The 18799-nt window shown below is 72.0% G+C and carries 16 protein-coding genes; 8 read left to right on the forward strand and 8 right to left on the reverse strand.

What is annotated here, in order from left to right; genetic code table 11:
* Nucleotides 1–243: 243 nt before the first annotated feature.
* On the forward strand, nucleotides 244–1008 hold the full coding sequence (locus ABWV20_RS10900; RefSeq protein WP_353355176.1) for a bile acid:sodium symporter family protein: 765 nt from the start codon (nucleotides 244–246) through the stop codon (nucleotides 1006–1008).
* Nucleotides 1009–1063: 55 nt separating this feature from the next.
* Here the strand turns inward: ABWV20_RS10900 and ABWV20_RS10905 are convergent, their stop codons facing one another.
* Both ABWV20_RS10905 and ABWV20_RS10910 read right to left on the reverse strand, forming a co-directional pair.
* Nucleotides 1064–2122, reverse strand: coding sequence for a zinc-dependent alcohol dehydrogenase family protein (locus ABWV20_RS10905; RefSeq protein WP_353355177.1), 1059 nt, complete (start codon nucleotides 2120–2122; stop codon nucleotides 1064–1066).
* Between the two features lie 52 nt (nucleotides 2123–2174).
* The gene (locus tag ABWV20_RS10910; protein WP_353355178.1) at nucleotides 2175–3539 is read right to left on the reverse strand and encodes an NAD(P)-binding protein; all 1365 of its coding nucleotides are present in this window, start codon (nucleotides 3537–3539) and stop codon (nucleotides 2175–2177) included.
* Between the two features lie 89 nt (nucleotides 3540–3628).
* Between ABWV20_RS10910 and ABWV20_RS10915 the strand changes: the two genes are divergently transcribed.
* Both ABWV20_RS10915 and ABWV20_RS10920 read left to right on the forward strand, forming a co-directional pair.
* Nucleotides 3629–4444 carry a DUF72 domain-containing protein gene (locus ABWV20_RS10915; RefSeq protein ID WP_353355179.1) on the forward strand — a complete coding sequence of 272 codons (816 nt, stop codon included), beginning with the start codon at nucleotides 3629–3631 and terminating at the stop codon, nucleotides 4442–4444.
* A 65-nt stretch (nucleotides 4445–4509) separates the two neighbouring features.
* Nucleotides 4510–5649 carry an AI-2E family transporter gene (locus tag ABWV20_RS10920; protein WP_353355180.1) on the forward strand — a complete coding sequence of 380 codons (1140 nt, stop codon included), beginning with the start codon at nucleotides 4510–4512 and terminating at the stop codon, nucleotides 5647–5649.
* Nucleotides 5650–5656: 7 nt separating this feature from the next.
* Here the strand turns inward: ABWV20_RS10920 and ABWV20_RS10925 are convergent, their stop codons facing one another.
* From ABWV20_RS10925 to ABWV20_RS10945, 5 genes are all read right to left on the reverse strand, one after another.
* Nucleotides 5657–6799 carry a SepX/GlpR family protein gene (locus ABWV20_RS10925; RefSeq protein WP_353355181.1) on the reverse strand — a complete coding sequence of 381 codons (1143 nt, stop codon included), beginning with the start codon at nucleotides 6797–6799 and terminating at the stop codon, nucleotides 5657–5659.
* Between the two features lie 70 nt (nucleotides 6800–6869).
* Nucleotides 6870–7505: a GNAT family N-acetyltransferase gene (locus ABWV20_RS10930; protein WP_353355182.1), complete on the reverse strand. Its 636-nt coding sequence runs from the start codon at nucleotides 7503–7505 to the stop codon at nucleotides 6870–6872.
* Nucleotides 7506–7550: 45 nt separating this feature from the next.
* Nucleotides 7551–8060 (reverse strand): MogA/MoaB family molybdenum cofactor biosynthesis protein, encoded by a 510-nt coding sequence (locus ABWV20_RS10935; protein WP_353355183.1) that lies wholly within the window; start codon nucleotides 8058–8060, stop codon nucleotides 7551–7553.
* On the reverse strand, nucleotides 8053–8478 hold the full coding sequence (moaC, locus tag ABWV20_RS10940) for a cyclic pyranopterin monophosphate synthase MoaC (RefSeq protein WP_353355202.1): 426 nt from the start codon (nucleotides 8476–8478) through the stop codon (nucleotides 8053–8055). The genes ABWV20_RS10935 and moaC overlap by 8 nt, the downstream gene beginning before the upstream one ends.
* A 326-nt stretch (nucleotides 8479–8804) precedes the next feature.
* Nucleotides 8805–11474 (reverse strand): UTP--glucose-1-phosphate uridylyltransferase, encoded by a 2670-nt coding sequence (locus tag ABWV20_RS10945; protein ID WP_353355184.1) that lies wholly within the window; start codon nucleotides 11472–11474, stop codon nucleotides 8805–8807.
* 58 nt (nucleotides 11475–11532) lie between these two features.
* Here ABWV20_RS10945 and ABWV20_RS10950 point away from each other — a divergent pair, with 58 nt between their 5' ends.
* Complete coding sequence (locus tag ABWV20_RS10950; RefSeq protein ID WP_353355185.1) at nucleotides 11533–12204, forward strand: 5-formyltetrahydrofolate cyclo-ligase; 672 nt, start codon at nucleotides 11533–11535, stop codon at nucleotides 12202–12204.
* On the opposite strand, the gene ABWV20_RS10955 is transcribed toward ABWV20_RS10950, so the two are convergent.
* A complete protein-coding gene (locus ABWV20_RS10955) occupies nucleotides 12189–14771 on the reverse strand; it encodes a penicillin acylase family protein (protein ID WP_353355186.1) in 2583 nt (860 codons plus the stop codon). The two genes, ABWV20_RS10950 and ABWV20_RS10955, sit on opposite strands and share 16 nt — an antisense overlap.
* A gap of 124 nt (nucleotides 14772–14895) precedes the next feature.
* On the opposite strand from ABWV20_RS10955, the gene ABWV20_RS10960 reads away from it, so the two are divergent.
* The 4 genes from ABWV20_RS10960 (at nucleotide 14896) to ABWV20_RS10975 (ending at nucleotide 18701) form a co-directional block, all read left to right on the forward strand.
* Entirely contained in the window at nucleotides 14896–16470 is a 1575-nt protein-coding gene (locus ABWV20_RS10960; protein ID WP_353355187.1) for a potassium/proton antiporter, read from the forward strand.
* A gap of 9 nt (nucleotides 16471–16479) precedes the next feature.
* A complete protein-coding gene (locus tag ABWV20_RS10965) occupies nucleotides 16480–16902 on the forward strand; it encodes an FmdB family zinc ribbon protein (RefSeq protein ID WP_353355188.1) in 423 nt (140 codons plus the stop codon).
* Between the two features lie 174 nt (nucleotides 16903–17076).
* Nucleotides 17077–17928, forward strand: coding sequence for an S-methyl-5'-thioadenosine phosphorylase (locus ABWV20_RS10970; protein ID WP_353355189.1), 852 nt, complete (start codon nucleotides 17077–17079; stop codon nucleotides 17926–17928).
* Complete coding sequence (locus ABWV20_RS10975) at nucleotides 17928–18701, forward strand: SAF domain-containing protein (RefSeq protein ID WP_353355190.1); 774 nt, start codon at nucleotides 17928–17930, stop codon at nucleotides 18699–18701. Before ABWV20_RS10970 ends, ABWV20_RS10975 begins: the two co-directional genes overlap by 1 nt.
* Nucleotides 18702–18799 lie beyond the last annotated feature (98 nt).

Below are 18799 nucleotides of genomic sequence, written 5' to 3' on the forward strand. Positions count from 1 at the left end.
CCATTTTGTCACGCAGATGACAAACCTGGGCCCGAAGATTGTCGCCCTGCGCGCTGGCTTTGGCCATACCGGCTAGGCGACGGTGGCTACCGTCTCACCTAGCCTTGGAGGAAATGTGAACGACTCCGCCCTCATCGCCGTCGGGCTCCCGGTCGCGTTGGCCATCATCATGTTCGGGCTGGGTCTGTCCCTCGTCCCCGACGACTTCCGGCGGGTGGCGCGCAGAGCCCGAGGGCCGGTGTCGTGGCGCTCGTCCTGCAGATCGTCGTCCTGCCCCTCGTGGCGTTCGGACTCGTGCAGGCCTTCCGGGTCGATCCCCTGATCGCCGTCGGCGTGATGCTGCTGGCTGCCTCACCGGGTGGCACGACCGCGAACCTCTTCAGCCACCTCTTCCGGGGCGACGTGGCGCTCAACGTCACGCTCACCGCGATAAACTCCGTGCTGGCGGCGCTGACGATCCCCCTCATCACCAACCTGGCGATCGGCTTCTTCGACGCGGGCGGCACCCTCGGGCTGCAGTTCGGCAAGGTGATGCAGGTGGTCGCGATCGTCCTCGTGCCCGTCGCTGTCGGGATGGTGGTCCGGCAGCGCTCGGCGTCCTTCGCGTTGCGGGCTGACCGGCCGGTGCGAGCCTTCTCCATCGTCGTGCTGGCAGCGGTCTCGCTCGGGGCGATCATCGGGGAGCGGGAGAGCCTCGGTGGTTACCTGCGCGAGGTGGGCCTGGTCGTGACGATCTTCTGCCTAGCGAGCCTGACCCTGGGCTATGCCGGGGCCCGGCTGTGCCGGCTGAGTCGCGAGCAGGGCATCGCCAGCGCGATGGAGGTGGGCATCCACAACACGACCGTGGCGCTCACCATCGCCCTCAGCGTCCTCAACAGCACCGCGGTCGCCATCCCCAGTGCCGTCTACAGCATCGTGATGTACTTCCTCGCCACGGCCTTCGGCTTCGCCATCACCCGGATCGGGTCTGCCGCCCGGCAGGAGGCAGCCGAGCGCGTCCCTGCCTGAGGCGCGGCCGACGTCGCACGCTCCGCCCGGCGGGGCGGTCACGTCGACCCGCCGGCTAGGGCATCCGCGGGCTGATCATCGTCATGCCGCTCGCGGTCCACGTATCCATCGTCGGGAGCAGCCGCGCCGCCTCCTGCAGTCCCACGACCCGCTCGACGAGGGCCTGGGGCTGCAGCTCACCGGACGCGATCAGAGCCATCATCGCCGGGTAGTCCACGGCGGCCATCCCGTGCGAGCCGAGCAGGTCGAGCTCCCAGGCGATGACCCGCGACATCGGCACGCGCGGATGCCCACCGACCGGGGGCAGCAGGCCGACCTGGACGTGACGGCCGCGACGGCGCAGCGACCAGATCGCCTGGGCGCACGTCTGCTCGCTCCCCACCGCGTCGACGGCGACGTGGCTGCCGCCCGCGGTCACCGCGTGAACCGCCGCGGCGACATCGGTCCCATCCGGCCCGTCGGCCCCGTCAGCGACGAGCGTCACGTCGGCACCGAGCAGCGTCGCCTTGGCCAGCGAACTCTCGTTCCTGTCCACCGCGACGACGTCGGCTCCCAACGCCTTGGCGATCATCACCGCGGAGAGGCCGAGGCCGCCTGCTCCGATGACGGTCACCCACTCGCCCCGCTGGACGGCTGCGCGCCCGGTCAACGCTCGCCACGCCGTCGCGAATCGGCACCCGAGTGCCGCCGCCGCCTCGAAGGACACCTCGTCCGGCACCGCGACGAGGTTGGTGTCGGCGGCGTGCAGCGCGACGTGCTCCGCGAACGACCCCCAGTGGGTGAACCCGGGCTGCTCCTGCGCGGGACACACCTGCGCCGCTCCGGAGAGGCACCACTCGCACCTGCCGCAGCCCTCGACGAACGGCACGGTCACCCGGTCCCCCACGGCCCACTGCTGGACGCCGTCACCCACGGCGGCCACGACGCCGGCCAGCTCGTGACCGGGGACGTGGGGCAGCGTGATGTCGTCGTGGCCCACCCAGGCGTGCCAGTCGCTGCGGCAGAGGCCGGTCGCGTGGACCCGGACGACGACACCCCCTGCGGGCGGCTCCGGCTCCGGCACGTCTCGGACCTCGGGCGTCGCGCCGATCGCGTCGAAGATCACCGCACGCACAACCTGCTCCTCTCACGGGGGACGAGAGAGACGATACGCAGGGCCCTGTCGGTCAGCTGAGCACGGCCAGCCGCTCCAGAGCCGGACGGGTGTGCCTCGCCAGGCGCTCCCGCGCGTCGTCGAGCGCCGGCGAGGAGGGGTGCCCCGGGGGGATCCGCGCCGGGTTGAGGGCCACCTGGTCGGCCCACCGCCTGATGTCCGGCTCGGCGGAGAAGGTCATCGAGCTCCTCGTCCCGAGGACCACGGACCTGGCCCACCCCGCCAAGGAGTCGCCGTACGGCGAGGGGGCGCAGATCCGGTTCTTCTCAGCATCGTCCTGACGGGTTGCCTCGACGTAGCCGACCAGCGCCGCGCCGAAGCACGGGAATCCGTTGCGGATCGGCTGCAGGGTGATCGCCTCGGTGCCCCAGACCGGGATGAGCGGCGGATACTTCAGGCCGTCCGCTGCGCAGTGCACGACCAGCGCGTCGTCGGCGACCGCGAGAGATCCGTCGCCGAAGCTGAGCCTTCCCCGGCTGACGGCCAGGAGGTGCCCCCGTCGCACGACGTTCTCGACGGTGCGCAGCTGCTCCAGCTCCCAGACCGCCAGCGTCGGTGTCTTCGCCATGGTGGGTGCGACCCCGCGGTCGATGCGCAGCATGACCCCGGCGTCCTCGAGGCGGAGGAAGAGGTCGTCGAGCGACTCCGCCACCGTCGCCAGCTCCATGATGTCGGCGGCCATTCCGAGAAAGACCTCTGGATCAGGTTGGACCACGGCCCGACTGAGCATCCACGGGTCGCGCGGTCGCACCCAGCACACCGTGTCCGGGTCGACCCCGCGTGCCAGCAGCCAGATGCAGGCGTCGGTGGCGGTCTTGCCCGACCCGACGATCACGTACTGGCTCGGCGCCTCCTCCAGCCGCGCCAACGCGTTGACCGGCACGACGCGCGCATCGTCGGCGACGTCGAAGGGAGGCGCCTGCTCGGCCGGGATGCCGGGCGCCAGGTAGCGAGCGTCGACCACCCGGCACCGCTCCGGCACCTCGGTCCTCAGACCGGACACGCGCGACACGACCGACCCGCCGAGGTACTCACAGTTGGGGAGGAACTCGACCTTCCCCGACTCCACCAGGCCGTCCATCACCCGGGCGTAGTACGAGCAGATCTCGGCCTGCGAGGCCCGCTCCTGCAGTCCCTCCTCGGGCCCACGCCGCTGCACCTGCCCGCCGCCGAGCAGCGTCGACGCCACCCCGTAGAACGCCGACGCCTGGTGGAGCCGGACGAAGGGATAGGCCTCGAGCCAGTGCCCGCCGACGCCGTGGCGACGGTCGACGAGGGCCACACGCACGTCCGCGTGCGTGGTCAGGGCATCGGCGAACGCCATCCCCATCGCGCCGGCTCCCACCACGAGGTAATCGGCCTCGACTGTGCGGGTCATCCCTTCACGGTGACACTGCTCGAGCGGCGGCGTCCACGGATTGCCTCCAGCCGGTGGCACCGACCAGCCGACGGGCTAGCCTCGACGGCATGAGTCAGGCGTTCGTCGGGGTCTCCGGGTGGCGCTACCCGCGCTGGCGCGGCGACTTCTACCCGAAGGGGCTGCGCCAGAAGGACGAGCTCGCCTACGCCGCCGACCGGATGAGCTCGGTGGAGATCAACGGCTCGTTCTACTCGCTCCAGCGCCCGTCCTCCTACGCTGCCTGGCGCGACGCCACCCCCGAGGACTTCGTCTTCGCGGTGAAGGGGGGCCGCTTCATCACCCACCTCAAGCAGCTCAACGACGTCGAGACACCGCTCGCCAACTTCTTCGCGTCGGGTGTGCTCGCGCTCGGCAGCAAGCTCGGCCCCGTGCTCTGGCAGCTCCCCGCCCGTATGCCGCTGAGCCCGGACCGCCTCGAGCGCTTCTTCGCGCTCCTCCCGCGCTCCCACGCCGAGGCCGCCCGGCTCGCGGCCACGCACGACGACAAGCTGCCCGAGGACCGCGTGCTCACGGAGGCGGCCGTCGACCTGCCGATCCGGCACGCTCTGGAGCCGCGGCACGAAAGCTTCGACACCCCGGCGGCTCGCGCCCTGCTCGCCGAGCACGACATCTGCACCGTCATCGCCGACAGCGCAGGCCGCTGGCCGCAGATGCACGACGCGACGAGCGACTTCCGCTACGTGCGGCTGCACGGAGAGACCGAGCTCTACGCGAGCGGCTACACCGACGAGTCCCTCGACCGCTGGGCAGACCAGGTCCGCCGCTGGCTCTCGGACGGGCTGGACACCCACGTCTACTTCGACAACGACGCCAAGGGCCACGCACCGCACGACGCCGTGGCCCTCCTCGCCCGCCTCGCCTGACCGACCCGCCACGAAACCAACGGCGCCTGACGGCGCGAGCGAGCCCAGCGGCATACCGTGTCCTCGTGACCGACAACGCCACCTCGCCCCGCCCCGCCGACCCGGCCCGCGCCTCGGCGGTCCCGCCCGCAGTGCGCGCGGCGAGCGAGTGGTCGCTGCGACTGCTCGTCATCGGCGTCGGCCTCTACATCGCCTCGCTGATCCTGCGCGAGTTCTCGCAGATCGTCGTCCCCCTGCTCGTCGCCGTTCTGCTCGCCGCCATGCTCGTGCCGATCACCCGCCGGCTCGCAATGGTCATGCCGGTCGGCGCCGCGGCGGGCATCACGCTCGTCGGGGTGGTCCTGCTCGTCAGCGCGCTCTTCACCCTCGTCGGCCGACAGTTCAGCAGCGGCCTGTCGGAGCTGACGACCCAGCTGGCGGCGGGCATCGACCAGATCCGCGAATGGGTGCGGACGACGTTCAGCATCACCGACTCGGAGTTCGACGCCTACTTCGAGAACCTCACCGACAGCGTCAGCAACTCCGGCAACCTCGGCCAGACCGCTGCAGACGTGGGGCTCACGGCGACGCACTTCATCGCCGGCATCTTCATCACGCTCTTCGCGCTCTTCTTCTTCCTCTACGACGGCCCGCGGATCTGGAGCTGGCTCGTGCGCCTCTTCCCCCGGGTGGCGCGCCCACGCATCACCTCCTCCGGCGAGATCGCCTGGGACCAGCTGTCCTCGTTCGTCCGAGCGACGATCATCGTGGCCCTCGTCGACGCGGTGGGGATCGGTGTCGGTGCCGCCATCCTCGACGTGCCGTTCGCGTTCGCGATCGGCGTGCTGGTCTTCCTCTTCGCGTTCATCCCGATCGTCGGCGCGCTGCTCTCCGGGGCCGTCGCGGTCATCCTGGCCCTCGTGGCCCAGGGCTTCGGCGTGGCGCTGATCATGCTCGCGGTCGTCATCGGGGTGCAGCAGCTCGAGTCGCACGTCCTCCAGCCGATCCTGCTCGGCCGGGCCGTGAGCGTCCACCCGCTGGCGGTCATCCTCGCCATCGCGGCCGGCTCGCAGATCGCCGGCATCGTCGGCGCCCTGGCGGCGGTGCCGTTCGCCGCCGTCCTCAACGCGGTCGGCAAGCACCTGCTCATGAAGGAGTCCGAGTCCGAGCTCGAAGCCGAGCTGGAGGAGTCGGCGGACGAAGGCTCCGCCCCCGCCAAGCCGTAGCCGCGGCCTACTGGCTGACGGCGCGACGCGCGAACAGCGCCCGGTCGTCGAGCTCGTCGGCCTCGTCGGCGAACTCCGGCGTGTCGAAGACGTCGGCCGGCACGCCGTCGGCCGTGTAGCGCGGCTCGGCCTTGGCCTTCATCGCATACGTCGGCGTCGGCACGGGGACCGGGCTCCACGTGCCGGGAGCGGGGGGCTCGGTCGCCGCCGGCGCGGGCTCGCTCGCCTGGAGGTCGAAGACCACGTCGTATGCCGCTGGGCTCGCGTGCGCTGCCACCGTCCCTCGCGACGCGGCGGGCGACGCGGAGTCCTCCGTGAAGGCAGTGACCGTGGCGGTGGCGACGGCCGTGGCCGCGGTGGCGGCGGTCGTGCGCACGGCGACCGCCTGGTGCGGGCCGTCGGTCGGCTCCGCCGCGTAGCGCTGCGGCTGCCGGATCACCTGGGTGACATCACTCGACAGGAGCGGCTCCGGCGTGACCAGGCGTCGGCGGCGCGGGCCGACACGCACGGGGCGGGCCCGCTCGGCGTGCTCGACCCGGGCCTCGGAGCGGAGCCAGACGACGACCGCGACGAGGGTCAGGACCGCGAAGGGAACCGGCACCCAGTTGAGCGGGCCGAGGACGGCCAAGGTCACCGAGACGGGGACCCAGAGCAGCGAGGTGAGGAGGACGGCGGCACGCACTCGGCGCTGGGAACGGCTGGCCGGGGGTGCTGCGCTCATGGGGTCCACCTCATGGTCGGTGCGGGGTCGGTCGGCGCTCGCTCGGTCGGTGCTCGCTCGGTCGATGCGGGCTCCCTGGGCGACGGCGACCTCGCGCTCCCGGGGCTGCGGCGGTAGGGCCTCGGCCTCCGACGTGCGTCGGGCGACGAGGGGTGAGCGACGCCGGGTCGCCGCCGCGGGCACGGCTCGCTTGACGTCGACCGTCGTGCGCACCACCCGCGCCGGGGTCACGGAGTAGGACCGCGGTCGCGGCTCCGACAGATCGGTGCTCGGCAGGACGGACCGCTTCTCCAGGACTCGCATCGCCTCGGTGAAGCCGTCGACCGACCGGGCGGCAGCGGCGTTCTCGCGGCGCCGGGACCAGTGCTGGAGCAGGTAGGCAGCCCAGATCGCCACGATGACGACGAAGATCAGACTGCTCGCGGGCACGAACCCCACGGTAGGTGGCGGGATGATCAACCTCATGCACATTCGAAGCGTGTCGCGCAAGTGGCGGAAGTTACAAGTGTGACAAACGTGAGACCAGGCCCTCGGTGCCGATCTCCTCGGCGGTGACGGCAAAGCTGAGGTGGTCGCGCCACGCACCGTCGATGTGCAGGTAGCGCTCCCGCACGCCCTCCTCGCGGAGCCCGAGGCGGCGAACGAGGGCCAGCGACCGGTGGTTGTCGAGGCGGATGTTGACCTCGACCCGGTGCAGACCTGCCGGGCCGAGGGCGTGGTCGATTGCGAGCGTCAGGGCCCGGGTGGCGATGCCCTGCCCGGACTCGGACTCCGCCAGCCAGTACCCGGCCGCCGCCGACTGCTGGGCGGCCCGCACCATGCCGAAGAGGTGGACCTGGCCGACGATCCGTCCGTCCACCTCGATGCACCACGGCATGGCCCGGTCGGACTCGGCCTCGTGGTCGAGGTCCGCGACGAACTGGCGGTAGGACACGGGCAGCCTGGTCGTCGCGCCCGGGGGGAGGGTCGGCTCCCACGGCCGGACGTGGTCGGCGTTCTCGCGGCGCAGATGGTGCCACTCGTCCTCGTCCTCCAGCCGCAGCGGCCGCAGGACCACCTCCGGCTCAGCCGACCCGTCCCGCAGGACCACCGGCCACGGGGCGAGCCGCGGCCCGCGACGCCAAGGTGCTCTCACTGGTGGCTCCGTCCCGTCGTCCTGTGCGCTGCAGGGCGCCGGGCCTCAGTGGTCCCCGCCGGGAAGCTGCTGGAGGACGTGCCCGATGACCGGCTCGAGCACGTCGAGGCCGTCACTGACACCTCCCCGGGAGCCTGGCAGGTTGACGACGAGGCAGCCACCGGCGATCCCGACGAGGCCCCGCGACAACATGGCCATCGGCACGCCCTTGGCGACCCCGGCGGCCCGCATCCCCTCGGCGAGGCCCGGCACGAGCCGGTCGAGCAGCGGCATCGTCTGCTCCGGCGTGACGTCCGTCGGGGTCAGGCCGGTGCCCCCCGTCGTGATGACGAGGTCCGGCTCCGAGGCGAGCACGTCCCGCAGGGCCAGCCCGAACTCGTCCCCGTCGGGGACGATGATGGGGTTGCCCGCGGTGAAGCCCCAGGACCGCACGCGCTCGACGATGACCGGCCCGGACCGGTCCGGGTAGACCCCCGCCGCGGCGCGGCTCGAGGACGTGATCACGACGGCACGCCTGCCCGCCCCCACCGGCTCGTCCGCCACGACCTCACTCATGCCAGTCACCCGATCTTCCTCCTGACTTCGCTGTGACCCGGACGTCGGTGATCCGCCCGTGCTTGTCGACCGCCTTGACCATGTCGATGAGGGCGAGGGCGGCCACGCTGACGGCCGTGAGCGCCTCCATCTCGATGCCCGTCCGATCCGCCGTGCGGACCGTCACGGCGATGTCGACACCGTCGTCGGCGACGGTGAGGTCGACCTCGACCCCGTGGACGGCGACCGGGTGGGCGAGCGGGATGAGCTCCGGCGTCCGCTTGACCGCCTGGATCCCGGCGATGCGCGCGACCGCGAGGGCGTCCCCCTTCGGCACGACACCGTCTCGGAGCGCGGAGACGGCCTCGTCGCTGAGCAGGACCCGCCCCCTGGCCGTGGCCTCGCGGGCCGTGACGGCCTTCGCGGACACGTCGACCATGTGTGCCGTGCCGTCCGCTCGCACGTGGGTCAGCCCGCGGGGCCCGGGGGACGCATCGCGCCGTGGGGTGCCGTCGGGAGGGGTCTCATCAGCCACCGGGTCATCATGTCACCGCCCCCTCGAGTGGCCCCGCCGTCCCCAGCACCCGGCCCCACCCTGCCCCTCGAGTGGCCCCGCCGTCCCCAGCACCCGGCCCCACCCTGCCCCTCGAGTGGCCCCGCCGTCCCCAGCACCCAGACCGATCGAGCGAACGGGAGGCACAGAAGGGCGGCGCCGAGCGGAACGGGCCCAGCGGCATACGGCGTCGTCGGAGCCGGACCCGGGCGTCAGTCGTCGAGGAGAATGACGTCGACCCGTTCACCGGCCACGAGGTCGGCGGTGTCCTCGGGCACGATGAACAGCGCGTTGGCCCGCGACAGGTCGGCGACGAAGTGTGAGCCCTGCCCCGCGACGGGGGTGCACATGAGGGCGCCCTCGGAGTTGCGCGTGACGACGGCCCGGCCGAACTGCCGCCGCCCCAGGTACGAGCGCAGGCCGGCCGTCAGCGTCGCCGTGCGGACCCGGCGCTTCTCCGGGCTGAGGCGCATCAGCCGTCGCAGCGCCGGGCGGACGAACACCTCGAAGGAGACGAACGACGAGACCGGGTTGCCGGGGAGCGCGAAGATCGGCACCCGGCGCCCGTCCGGGGCCGCGAGGTAACCGAACCCCTGCGGCTTGCCCGGCTGCATCGCCACCTTGACGAAGTCCACGCCCTGACCCGCCAGGGCGCTCTTGACGACGTCGTAGGCACCCATGGAGACCCCGCCGCTCGTGATGACGACGTCCGCCTCGGCGACGACGGCGTCGAGCGCGGCGAGCAGCTCGGCATCGGTGTCGCCGACGACGCCGCGGACCTCCGCGGATGCCCCCGCCGAGACGGCCTCGGCCCAGAGCATCGACGAGTTGGAGTCGTGGATCTGGCCGGGCTGCAACGCCTTTCCCGGTGGGACGAGCTCGGCGCCGGTCGACAGGATGACGACGTGCGGCCGGCGGTGGACCTCCACCGTCGCGTGGCCGCAGGCGGCGAGCAGGGCGATGGTTCGCGGGTTGACGACGTCACCGGCCGACACGATGACCGAGCCCTCGGAGACGTCCTCGCCGCGGGGGCGGATGTAGCGGCCCGGTGGCACGGAGGCACGGCACAGGACCGACCCGTCGGCGGAACCATCGGTGTCCTCCACCGCGATGACGGCGTCAGCGCCCTCAGGGATCGGGGCACCGGTCATGATCCGGGCAGCCTCGCCGGGGCCGACGACGAAGGAGGGGTCTTCGCCAGCAGCGACCTCGCCGACAAGGCGGAGTGGCACCCCCGAGCCGTCGGCACCGCCGGCGCCACCACCGGCGCCGGCGAGCGAGGCGGCCCGGACGGCGTAGCCGTCCATCGACGAGTTGTCGAAGGGGGGCAGGCTCACCCGGGAGCGGACGTCCCTCGAGACGGCGAGCCCGAGGGCCTCGGTCAGCGGGACGGTCGTGGTCGGCGCCGGTTCGAGTGTCGAGAGGATGGCGCGCAGGTGCTGGTCGACAGTGCGGAAGTCGGCTGCCGGCCGCTGTTCTGTCCGGGGCGGCTCGGCCGGTGCCTCCACCGGACCTTCGAGGACCGCGTTGTCGTGCACCCGTCGCAGGCCGTCGACGAGCACGTCTCCGACGCAGCGGACGTTGCGCCCGAAGACCGGGTCACCGATGACGCGCAGGCTCGTGCACTCGACCATGGAGGGGACGCCGTGCGGGAACCGCTTCTCGAAGCCCTGGACGAGCCGGTAGGCCGAGTCGAGGTCGACGAAGGGCTCGGGCCCCTCACCGACCGCGACGAGGTGGTAGCTCTCGTCGAGGACGAAGTAGTCGGAGCGGACGACGAGCAGGTCGTTGGTCGTCTTGACCGGACGGAAGCGGGTCCGCGGCACGAGGAGCGCCTCCGATCCCTCGAAGACCTCGATCGCGGCCCCCATCGCCGACTCGAGCTGGACGACCTCGGGCGACGCAGGATCGGCAGGGTCGACGGTCTTGCGGTTGACGATGATCGGCAGGCCGAGGAACCCCTCGCGCTCGGCCATCCGCTCACGCAGGACGACGAGGTCGACCCAGATGTTGTTGGCGTTGAAGGTGCTGTGCCGCTTGATGTCGCCGAAGAAGCGCTCCTCGCCCTCGGCGACCATCGCGGTGTCACGCAGGATCAGCCGACCGTCGGACGTGCGCGTCGCGAGGTGGCCGCCCTTGCGGTCACTCTTCGTGCGGGTGCAGACCTCGGCGACGAAGGGCAGCCCGTGCTCGACCATCCACGCGGCCACGTCCGGGTCGCAGGTGGCACCGAGGTTGTCGGAGTTGGAGATGAACGCGTAGCGGATCCCCTTGGCCAACAAACTGTCGAGGACGCCGGAGGTCACGAGGGAGACGTAGACGTCGCCGTGGCCCGGGGGGCACCACTCGAGCTCGGGGTCCTCGGGCCAGTCGACCGGCCGGAGCGAGTCGGCGAGGAGCTTCGGCTCGGCGCTCTGGATGAAGTCGAGCGGCAACCCGTCGACCGGCAGCGTCGGGTACCTCCCGAGGATCTCGAGGGACTGCTCGGAGGTGCGGAAGGAGTTCATCAGGATCAGGGGCAGCTCGACGTCCCACTGCTCGCGGAGCGAGAGCACCTGCTGGGCGATGATGTCGAGGAAGGTCAGGCCGTCCTTGACCTCGAGGGCCGACTTGGCCCCGCTCATCCCCATGCTCGTGCCGAGCCCGCCGTTGAGCTTGATGACCGCGGTCTGGCGCAGGGCACGTCTGGCGTCCTCGTCGGAGACCCGCACCTCGCCGAGGGCCTGCGGGTCGGCCAGCGGCTCGATCGTGTCCTCGGGGATCGTCCCCTGCGCGCCCTCCTCGAGCTGCCGGTAGTAGTGCTCGAAGACCGTGACGGCCTCGGGCCCCATCCCTCTCGCACGCATCCGCTCGACCGCGAGCGCCAACCCCTCCTGGCTCATGGGCTCACCCTACGATGGACCGCATGCGAGACCGGGACGAGCACCAGGTGCGCCCGCTGTGACCCCTTCGCCCACCCCTCGGCACGGCCCCGGGCCCGCGCGCACGAAGCGTGAGATCCGTCACGAGGCCCGTCGCACGCGGGCCGCCCTCGCGCGGTCCGTGGACCCGGGGGCGGGTTCCGCGATCGCGGAGGCGGTGCTGCGCTTCGTGCCCGACGGCGCCGAGGAGCGGCTGCGCATCGCCGTCTACGAGTCGCTCCCGGACGAGCCGCCCACCGGGCCGCTCATCGCGGCCCTGCTGTCGGCAGGCCATGAGGTCATCGTGCCGATCGTGCTCGACGACTTCTCCCTCGAGTGGACGTATGCCGCTGAGGGCACCGTCGGTGACCGCGCGACGGTCGCGCGCCTCCCGAAGGACGCTCCCCCTTCGGCGGACGGCCGGCCCTGGCTGGGGGCGGACGCGCTCTCGACGTGCGACCTCATCGTCACGCCCGGCCTCACCGTCGACCCGCACGGCACCCGGCTCGGCCAGGGCGGAGGCTGCTACGACCGGGCCCTGCGCCACCGCGACCCCGCGACGCCCGTGATCACCCTGCTCCACGAGGGCGAGCAGACCGAGGCGGCCCTGCCTCGAGAGGCCCACGACTCCCCCGTCGACGGCTTCGTCACGACGAGCGGCCGTGTCGTGCGGACCGCGCCGCCTTCGCGGCCGGCTCAGCCCGCCGGCTGACCGGGCGGCACCAGAGTCAGCTCGGTGTCGGTCGCAGCCGAGACGGCCGCTGCGCTGAACGGCCACGGGAAGGGCTCGTTCGCCGCCCAGGCGTCGATCTGGTCGGCGTAGTGCGGGTTGTAGGCATGGCCCGACTGGCCGGTGGCGTTGACCCAGACGGACCGGTCGAGGTCTGCGAGGTCGACGACCATGCGCATCGAGGGGCCCGCGGTCACCTCGTAGCCCGAGCTCGACGCGTCCCAGCTCGTCGCGTTGACGATGCCGTTGCCGCCGCCCATCTCGATCCCGCCACGGTTGAAGATGTCGCGGATGACCTGGGGCACCGACTCGGTGCCGAGCACCCGGTGTTGGAGGTTGAGCTGGTGGAGCCGGCCCCACCGCCACGTCGCCGGCACCTTGCCGAGCTTGCGGGCCAGGTCGAGCCGGGCGTCGACGAGGGCGCGCTTGAGGATCTCACCGGACCCCTCGGTCACGCCGGGCGTCGTCTTGTCGTCCCACCAGGCGTTCTTCGGGTCCTTGAGGAGCTGCTCGAGCACGATCATCCACCGGCTGCCACCGCTCGCGGCCATGTCCGGGGGGAGCTCGTCGAAGGTGTACTCGAGCAGGTGCTTCCACACCGCGTTGTAGTAGGCGGCCGAGGCCGAGTCGCGGGTCTTGTCCGCCGGCTGGCTGCCGTCCCAGTCGCGCAGCAGGAGCTGGGCCTGGGCGGTGAAGTCGTCGACCTCGACGCCGAGCAGGTGCTCCACGAGGACCGGGGCGAAGGTGTTGCGGTTGTCACCCTGGATCTGGACCATCCGCTCGACGGACACCTTCGCGGAGCCCGCGAGGAGGGTGCGGATCCGCTCGGCGCGGAACCCGTAGTCCCACACCGCGGTGAGGAAGGGTCGCTGGCGCGCGGTCACGGCCTGGTTCGCCGTGACGATGAAACCCTCCTCGGGGTCGAGCACGTGCGGCAGGTCCTCGAAGTCGACGAAGCCCCGCCAGTCCCACTGGCTGTCCCACCCCGGCGCCGGCCAGGACCCGGGGACGGCACCGGGCGTGGCCGAGCGCCGGATCGGGAAGAGCCCGGGAGTCTGGTAGCCGATGTGCCCAGCGGTGTCGGCGTAGATGAGGTTCTGCGCCGGCACGGCGAAGAGCGCGGCCGCCTCCCGGAAGTCCTCCCAGCTGCCCGCGGTGTTGAGCCCGAAGATCGCGTCGGCCGTCCTCGTCGGGCTCAGCGCCGTCCAGGCCAGCGAGACGGCGTAGCGGTTCGACTGGGCCAGGCCGCGCACCGCGGACTGGTCGCCGCTCTCGGCGACGGCAGGCATGGCGTCGGAGAGGATCGGCCCGTGCACGGTGCTTCGCACGAGGATCTCGACGTCCGTCCCGCCGGCGACCTTGATCGTCTCGCGCCGCGTCTCGAGGGGCTCCTGGACGCCGTCACGCAGGTAGGTGTCGCCGTCGACCTGCTCGAGGTAGAAGTCAGTGACATCGGCTCCGAGGTTGGTGAACCCCCAGGCGATCTTCGCGTTGTGGCCGATGACGACGCCGGGGACCCCGGAGAACGAGAAGCCGGAGACCTGGAAGGGGCACTGGGACGAGACGGTCCGGCACTGGAGGTTGACCTGGGTCCAGATGCTCGGGATGCCGAGGGTCAGGTGGGGGTCGTTGGCGAGCAGCGGCCGGCCCGTCGTGGTGCGGTCGCCCGAGACCACCCAGGAGTTCGAGCCGATCCCGTCACCCTGGCCGATGAGGGTGGGGATCGCCGCGAGGGCGGCCGCGGTGGCCTCGAAGGCGGACTGGCCGTGCTTCAGCAGGGCCGTCGGTGTCGCCGTGGCCGCCTGGTCCTCCGAGCCGGCCGCGCTCGGCCCCCAGTCCTGGTCGGAGAGGATCGGCTGGTTGCGGTCGAAGGGATAGGGCGGGTAGAGCAGCTCGATCTGCTTCTGCGACGTGCGCCCGCCGCGGGAGAGCCGGGCCCGGGCGAGCTCGTCGTCGTAGTCCGCCTTGAGGTCCCATGCCATCGCCTTGAGCCAGGCCAGGGAGTCGACCGGGGTCCACGGCTCGACCCGGTATCCGGGGACACTCCAGTCGAGCACCTGGTACTCGAGCGCGAGGTCCGCCGGAGAGTCGGCCTGCTTGATGTAGGCGTTCACACCATCGGCGTAGGCCTGGAGGTACTGGCGGGTCTCGGGGGCGAGCCGCGGGAGCTCCTGCTCGGCGACCCGCCGCCACCCCATCGTGCGAATGACCCGGTCGGTCTCGAGGCCCGCCTCGCCGACGAGCTCCGACAGCCTTCCGGCCGTGATGTGGCGGCGCAGGTCCATCTCGAAGAAGCGGTCCTGCGCGCTGACGTAGCCCTGGGCGCGGAACAGGTCGTTGGCCGTGTCCGCCGCGATCGTGGGCACCCCGCGGGCGTCGCGCGACACGGTGACCCGCCCGGTCAGGCCGTCGACCTCCAGCTGGCCCCCCGTCTCCGGAAAGGGCCGTCGCACCGTCGAGACCGCGAGGATGGTGAGCGCCACGAGCGCGACGACGACCAGGACGACGACCGACAGCGCGATTCTTCGGGCGAGGTGAGCTCGGGGCACGCCAAGAGCCTAGGCCACGCGTCGGAGCGGCGTGGTAGGCGCTGGTGGGCGCGTTCGGACGCGAGCGAGCCCAGCGGCATACGAGTGGTTTGATGGGGGCCACCGCCACCCGGAGGAGCCGCCCGTGGCAGCACTCACGTTCGTCACGTCGTCGGGGATGACCCTCGAGGACCTCACGCGCGTGCTGCTGCTCGGGTCAGCGGTCCTCCTCGTCGCGGTGGCTGCCGTGCGGCTCTCGGCCGCTTCGGGAATGCCCTCGCTGCTCATCTACCTCGGCATCGGTCTGGCCCTCGGCAACGCAGGCGCCGGCATCGACTTCTCCGACGCGTCGACCGCGAGGGTGCTCGGCTACGCCGCCCTCGTGCTCATCCTCGCCGAAGGTGGGCTCTCGACGAAGTGGAGCAACATCCGGGGCTCGGTCGCACCGGCGGCCCTGCTCTCGACGGTCGGCGTCGTCGTGTCCGTCCTCGTCGTCGCCGTCGTCGTGCACACCTTCCTCGACCTGTCCTGGGCGATCTCCCTGCTCCTCGGCGCCGTCCTCGCCTCCACCGACGCCGCCGCCGTCTTCGCCGTACTGCGCAACGTCCCCATCCCCCGCCGGCTGAGCGGCATGCTCGAGGCCGAGGCCGGCTTCAACGACGCCCCCGTCGTGCTCCTCGTCGTGGCCCTGTCCGCCCAGGGGCTGCCCGGCGCCGAGCCGCAGCCCTGGTGGCAGCTGCTGGCGATGGTGCTCCTCGAGCTCGCCGGCGGCGCGGTCGTGGGCGTCGTCGTCGGCTACCTCGGCGGCGCCGCGCTGCGCCGCGTCGCGGGCGGGTCGTCGGCCCTCTTCTCTATCGGCGTCGTCACCCTCACCGTGCTCGCCTACGCCGCCGGCGCCGCCGTGCACGTGTCCGGCTTCCTCGCGACCTACCTGGCGGCCCTCGTCCTCGGCAACATGGGGCTGCCCAACCGCACGTCGTTCCAGAGCTTCGCGACGGCCCTCGGGTGGATCGCCCAGATCGGTCTCTTCGTGCTCCTCGGGCTCCTGGCCGACCCCTACCGGCTCGACGAGCAGCTCGGCAACGCCGTCGTCATCGGCCTCGTCCTGCTCCTGCTCGCGAGGCCACTGTCCGTCGTCGCGTCCACCGTGTGGTTCCGCGTGCCGTGGCGCGACATGGCCTTCCTCTCGTGGGCCGGGCTGCGCGGGGCCGTGCCCGTCGTGCTCGCCACCGTGCCCCTCGTCGCGGGCACCCCCAACACCGGATGGATCTTCGACCTCGTATTCGTCCTCGTCGTCGTCTTCACCATCGTCCAGGCGCCGCCGCTGCCCTGGGTGGCCCGCCGCCTCCGCCTGACCGAGCAGGTCCACTCGGTCGACGTCGCCCTGGAGAGCACGCCCCTCGTCGAGATCGGCGCGGACGTCCTCACCATCAACGTCGGCGAGGAGTCACACCTGCACGGTGTCGCCATCTTCGAACTGCGGCTCCCGAAAGGCGCGATGGTGACCCTCGTGGTTCGAGAAGGTGAGAGCTTCGTCCCCGAGCAGTACACGACGATCCGGCACGGCGACCAGCTGCTCGTCGTCACCCCGTCGAGCGCCCGCAAGGTGACCGAGCAGCGGATCCGCTCCCTCAGCCGCCACGGACGCCTCGCGGGCTGGGCGACGGAGGTCCCCGGTCGCGCCCGTAGACTTGGTGGGCACCCCCGCCGCGAGACCTGAGGTATCCCCGTGCCCACCTACACCTACGCCTGCACCGAGTGCGGTCACTCCTTCGACATTCGGCAGTCGTTCACCGACGACCCGCTCACCGACTGTCCCGAGTGCCCCCACGGCCGGCTCCGCAAGGTGATCCACCCGGTCGGGATCGCCTTCAAGGGCTCCGGCTTCTACAAGACCGACTCGCGGGCAGGTGCTGGGAAGTCCGGTGCCAAGGCCGGGGACTCGAAGGGGGCGCCGTCAGAGGGCTCGACCGGGTCCGGCGGGTCCGGCGGGTCGGGCGGCCCCGGCGGGTCGGGCGGCTCGGAAGGGTCCGGCTCGTCGTCCGAGTCCTCGTCCGGCTCCGCCGCGAGCTCGTCCCCCACCTCGACCTCCGGGTCATCGGGGAGCTCCTCGTCCGCGGCGTCCTCCGGCACGACCTCCACCGCCACCTGACCCCACGCTCGAGCGGGGTTCGATCGATGTGATCGATCGGTCTCTGCGTCGATCGATCACATCGACCCAGCGGGCTGGGGGGACCTCGTCCACATCCCCCGGGAGCCGGCCGCCCCTGTCCCCAGCCGAGCATCGGCGCGCCGCCCCGATGGGGCGCGGCTCTAGGCTTCCGGCATGACCTCACCGACCGTTGTCACGCCGTCAGACATCACCGCCGAGATCGGCGTCATCGGGGGCTCAGGGCTCTACGACTTCCTCGACGACTACGAGACCGTGCAGGTCGACACACCGTTCGGCAGACCCAGTGACCCACTCGTGGTCGGCGAGGTCGAGGGTCGCTCGGTGGCCTTCCTGGCGCGGCACGGGACCGACCACCGCTTCGCGCCGCACCGCATCAACTACCGCGCCAACCTCTGGGCCCTGCGCTCTGTCGGCGTCCGCCAGGTGCTCTCCCCGTGTGCGGTCGGCTCCCTCCGCCCGGAGTACGGGCCCGGCACCATCGTCGTCCCCGACCAGGTGGTCGACCGGACCTGGGGCCGGCCGCAGACCGTCTACGAGGCAGAGGGCGAGGTCGTCCACGTGGGCTTCGCCGACCCCTACTGTCCCAACGGCCGTCAGGTCGCGGTCGACGCGGCCCGCGTGTCTGCGCTCGAGGTCGTCTCCGGGGGCACCCTGGTGGTGGTCAACGGGCCGCGCTTCTCCTCGCGCGCAGAGTCGCTGATGCACCAGCAGCTCGGTTGGGACATCGTCGGGATGACGACCATGCCGGAGGCGGCGATCGCCCGGGAGCTGGCGCTCTGCTTCACGACGATCGCCATGGTCACCGACCTCGACGCCGGGGTGGACGGGGGCGAGTCCGTCACCCACGAGGAGGTGATGCGTGTCTTCGGGCAGAACGTCGAGAGCCTCAAGGGGCTCCTGCGCGACGCCATCGGGCAGCTTCCGGCCCACGAGGACGACGAGTCCGCGACCTGTGCCTGCCGCCGCAGCCTCGATGGGATCGAGCTGCCCTTCACCCTTCCCTGATGGGGTGGCTCCCGTCGCTCCGCCCGCAGCGGCCGGAGCGGCCGTCATCGTCGGGCGCGGGTGCCGGCCTGCGCCGCGCCAGACCCGGTTCGCGTCTCCAGCGATCGCGGCGGGCGCGGGCCCGCCGCTGGCTCGCCGCGGGGCTCGTCGGTCTGGCGGTCGCTGTGGCCCTGCCCATGGTCGGCCCGGCAGGACGCGCTGACGTCGGTGTGCCGACGGTGGTGGCGATCCGACCGGTCGCGGCCGGTGCCCTGATCTCCCCGGCCGATGTCAGCGTCGAGCCCCGCCGTCCGGAGGACCGGCCCGACTCAGCGGCCGCAGACCCGGTCACGGTGGTGGGTCGCCGGGCGGCGGGTCCGATCGAGGTCAAGGGTGTCGTCACGACCGAGCGTCTCGCCGGGGCCGGCCTGCTCGGGGGCCGCTCGGACGATCGGGTGGCCATGACCGTGCCGGTCATGGCGGTCGCCCTGACCGGAGTCGAGCAGGGCAGCCACGTGGACGTCTATGCGACCGGCTCCGGCGAACAGGTGGTGTCCCGGGCCCAGGTGCTGGCCGTCCTCGGCACCGGCGGCCAGGCGTCGCCGGCAGCGGGAGCGGACGGGGAGGACGCGGGTGGGACGGGTGCGATGAGGGCACCGATGCCGTGGGACGACGGCCTCGACCCCGGGATCACGGTGGCCGTCTCCCCTGCCGAGGCCGGGCTGCTGGCCACGCATCTGGGCGGACTCAGTGGCGGCGAGAGCTTCGTCCTCGCGCTGCGGCCAGACCGCTGATCACCGGCCGGTGGCGCGACGTGCAGATGAAATTCCGGCAAATCGGCAATCGCACGGCCCCGTCAGGCGCCACCACCGCCCAGTCCTCGCTAGGTTGA

Origin of the sequence: Intrasporangium sp. DVR, from assembly GCF_040365325.1 — a bacterium.
Lineage (GTDB): Bacteria > Actinomycetota > Actinomycetes > Actinomycetales > Dermatophilaceae > Intrasporangium.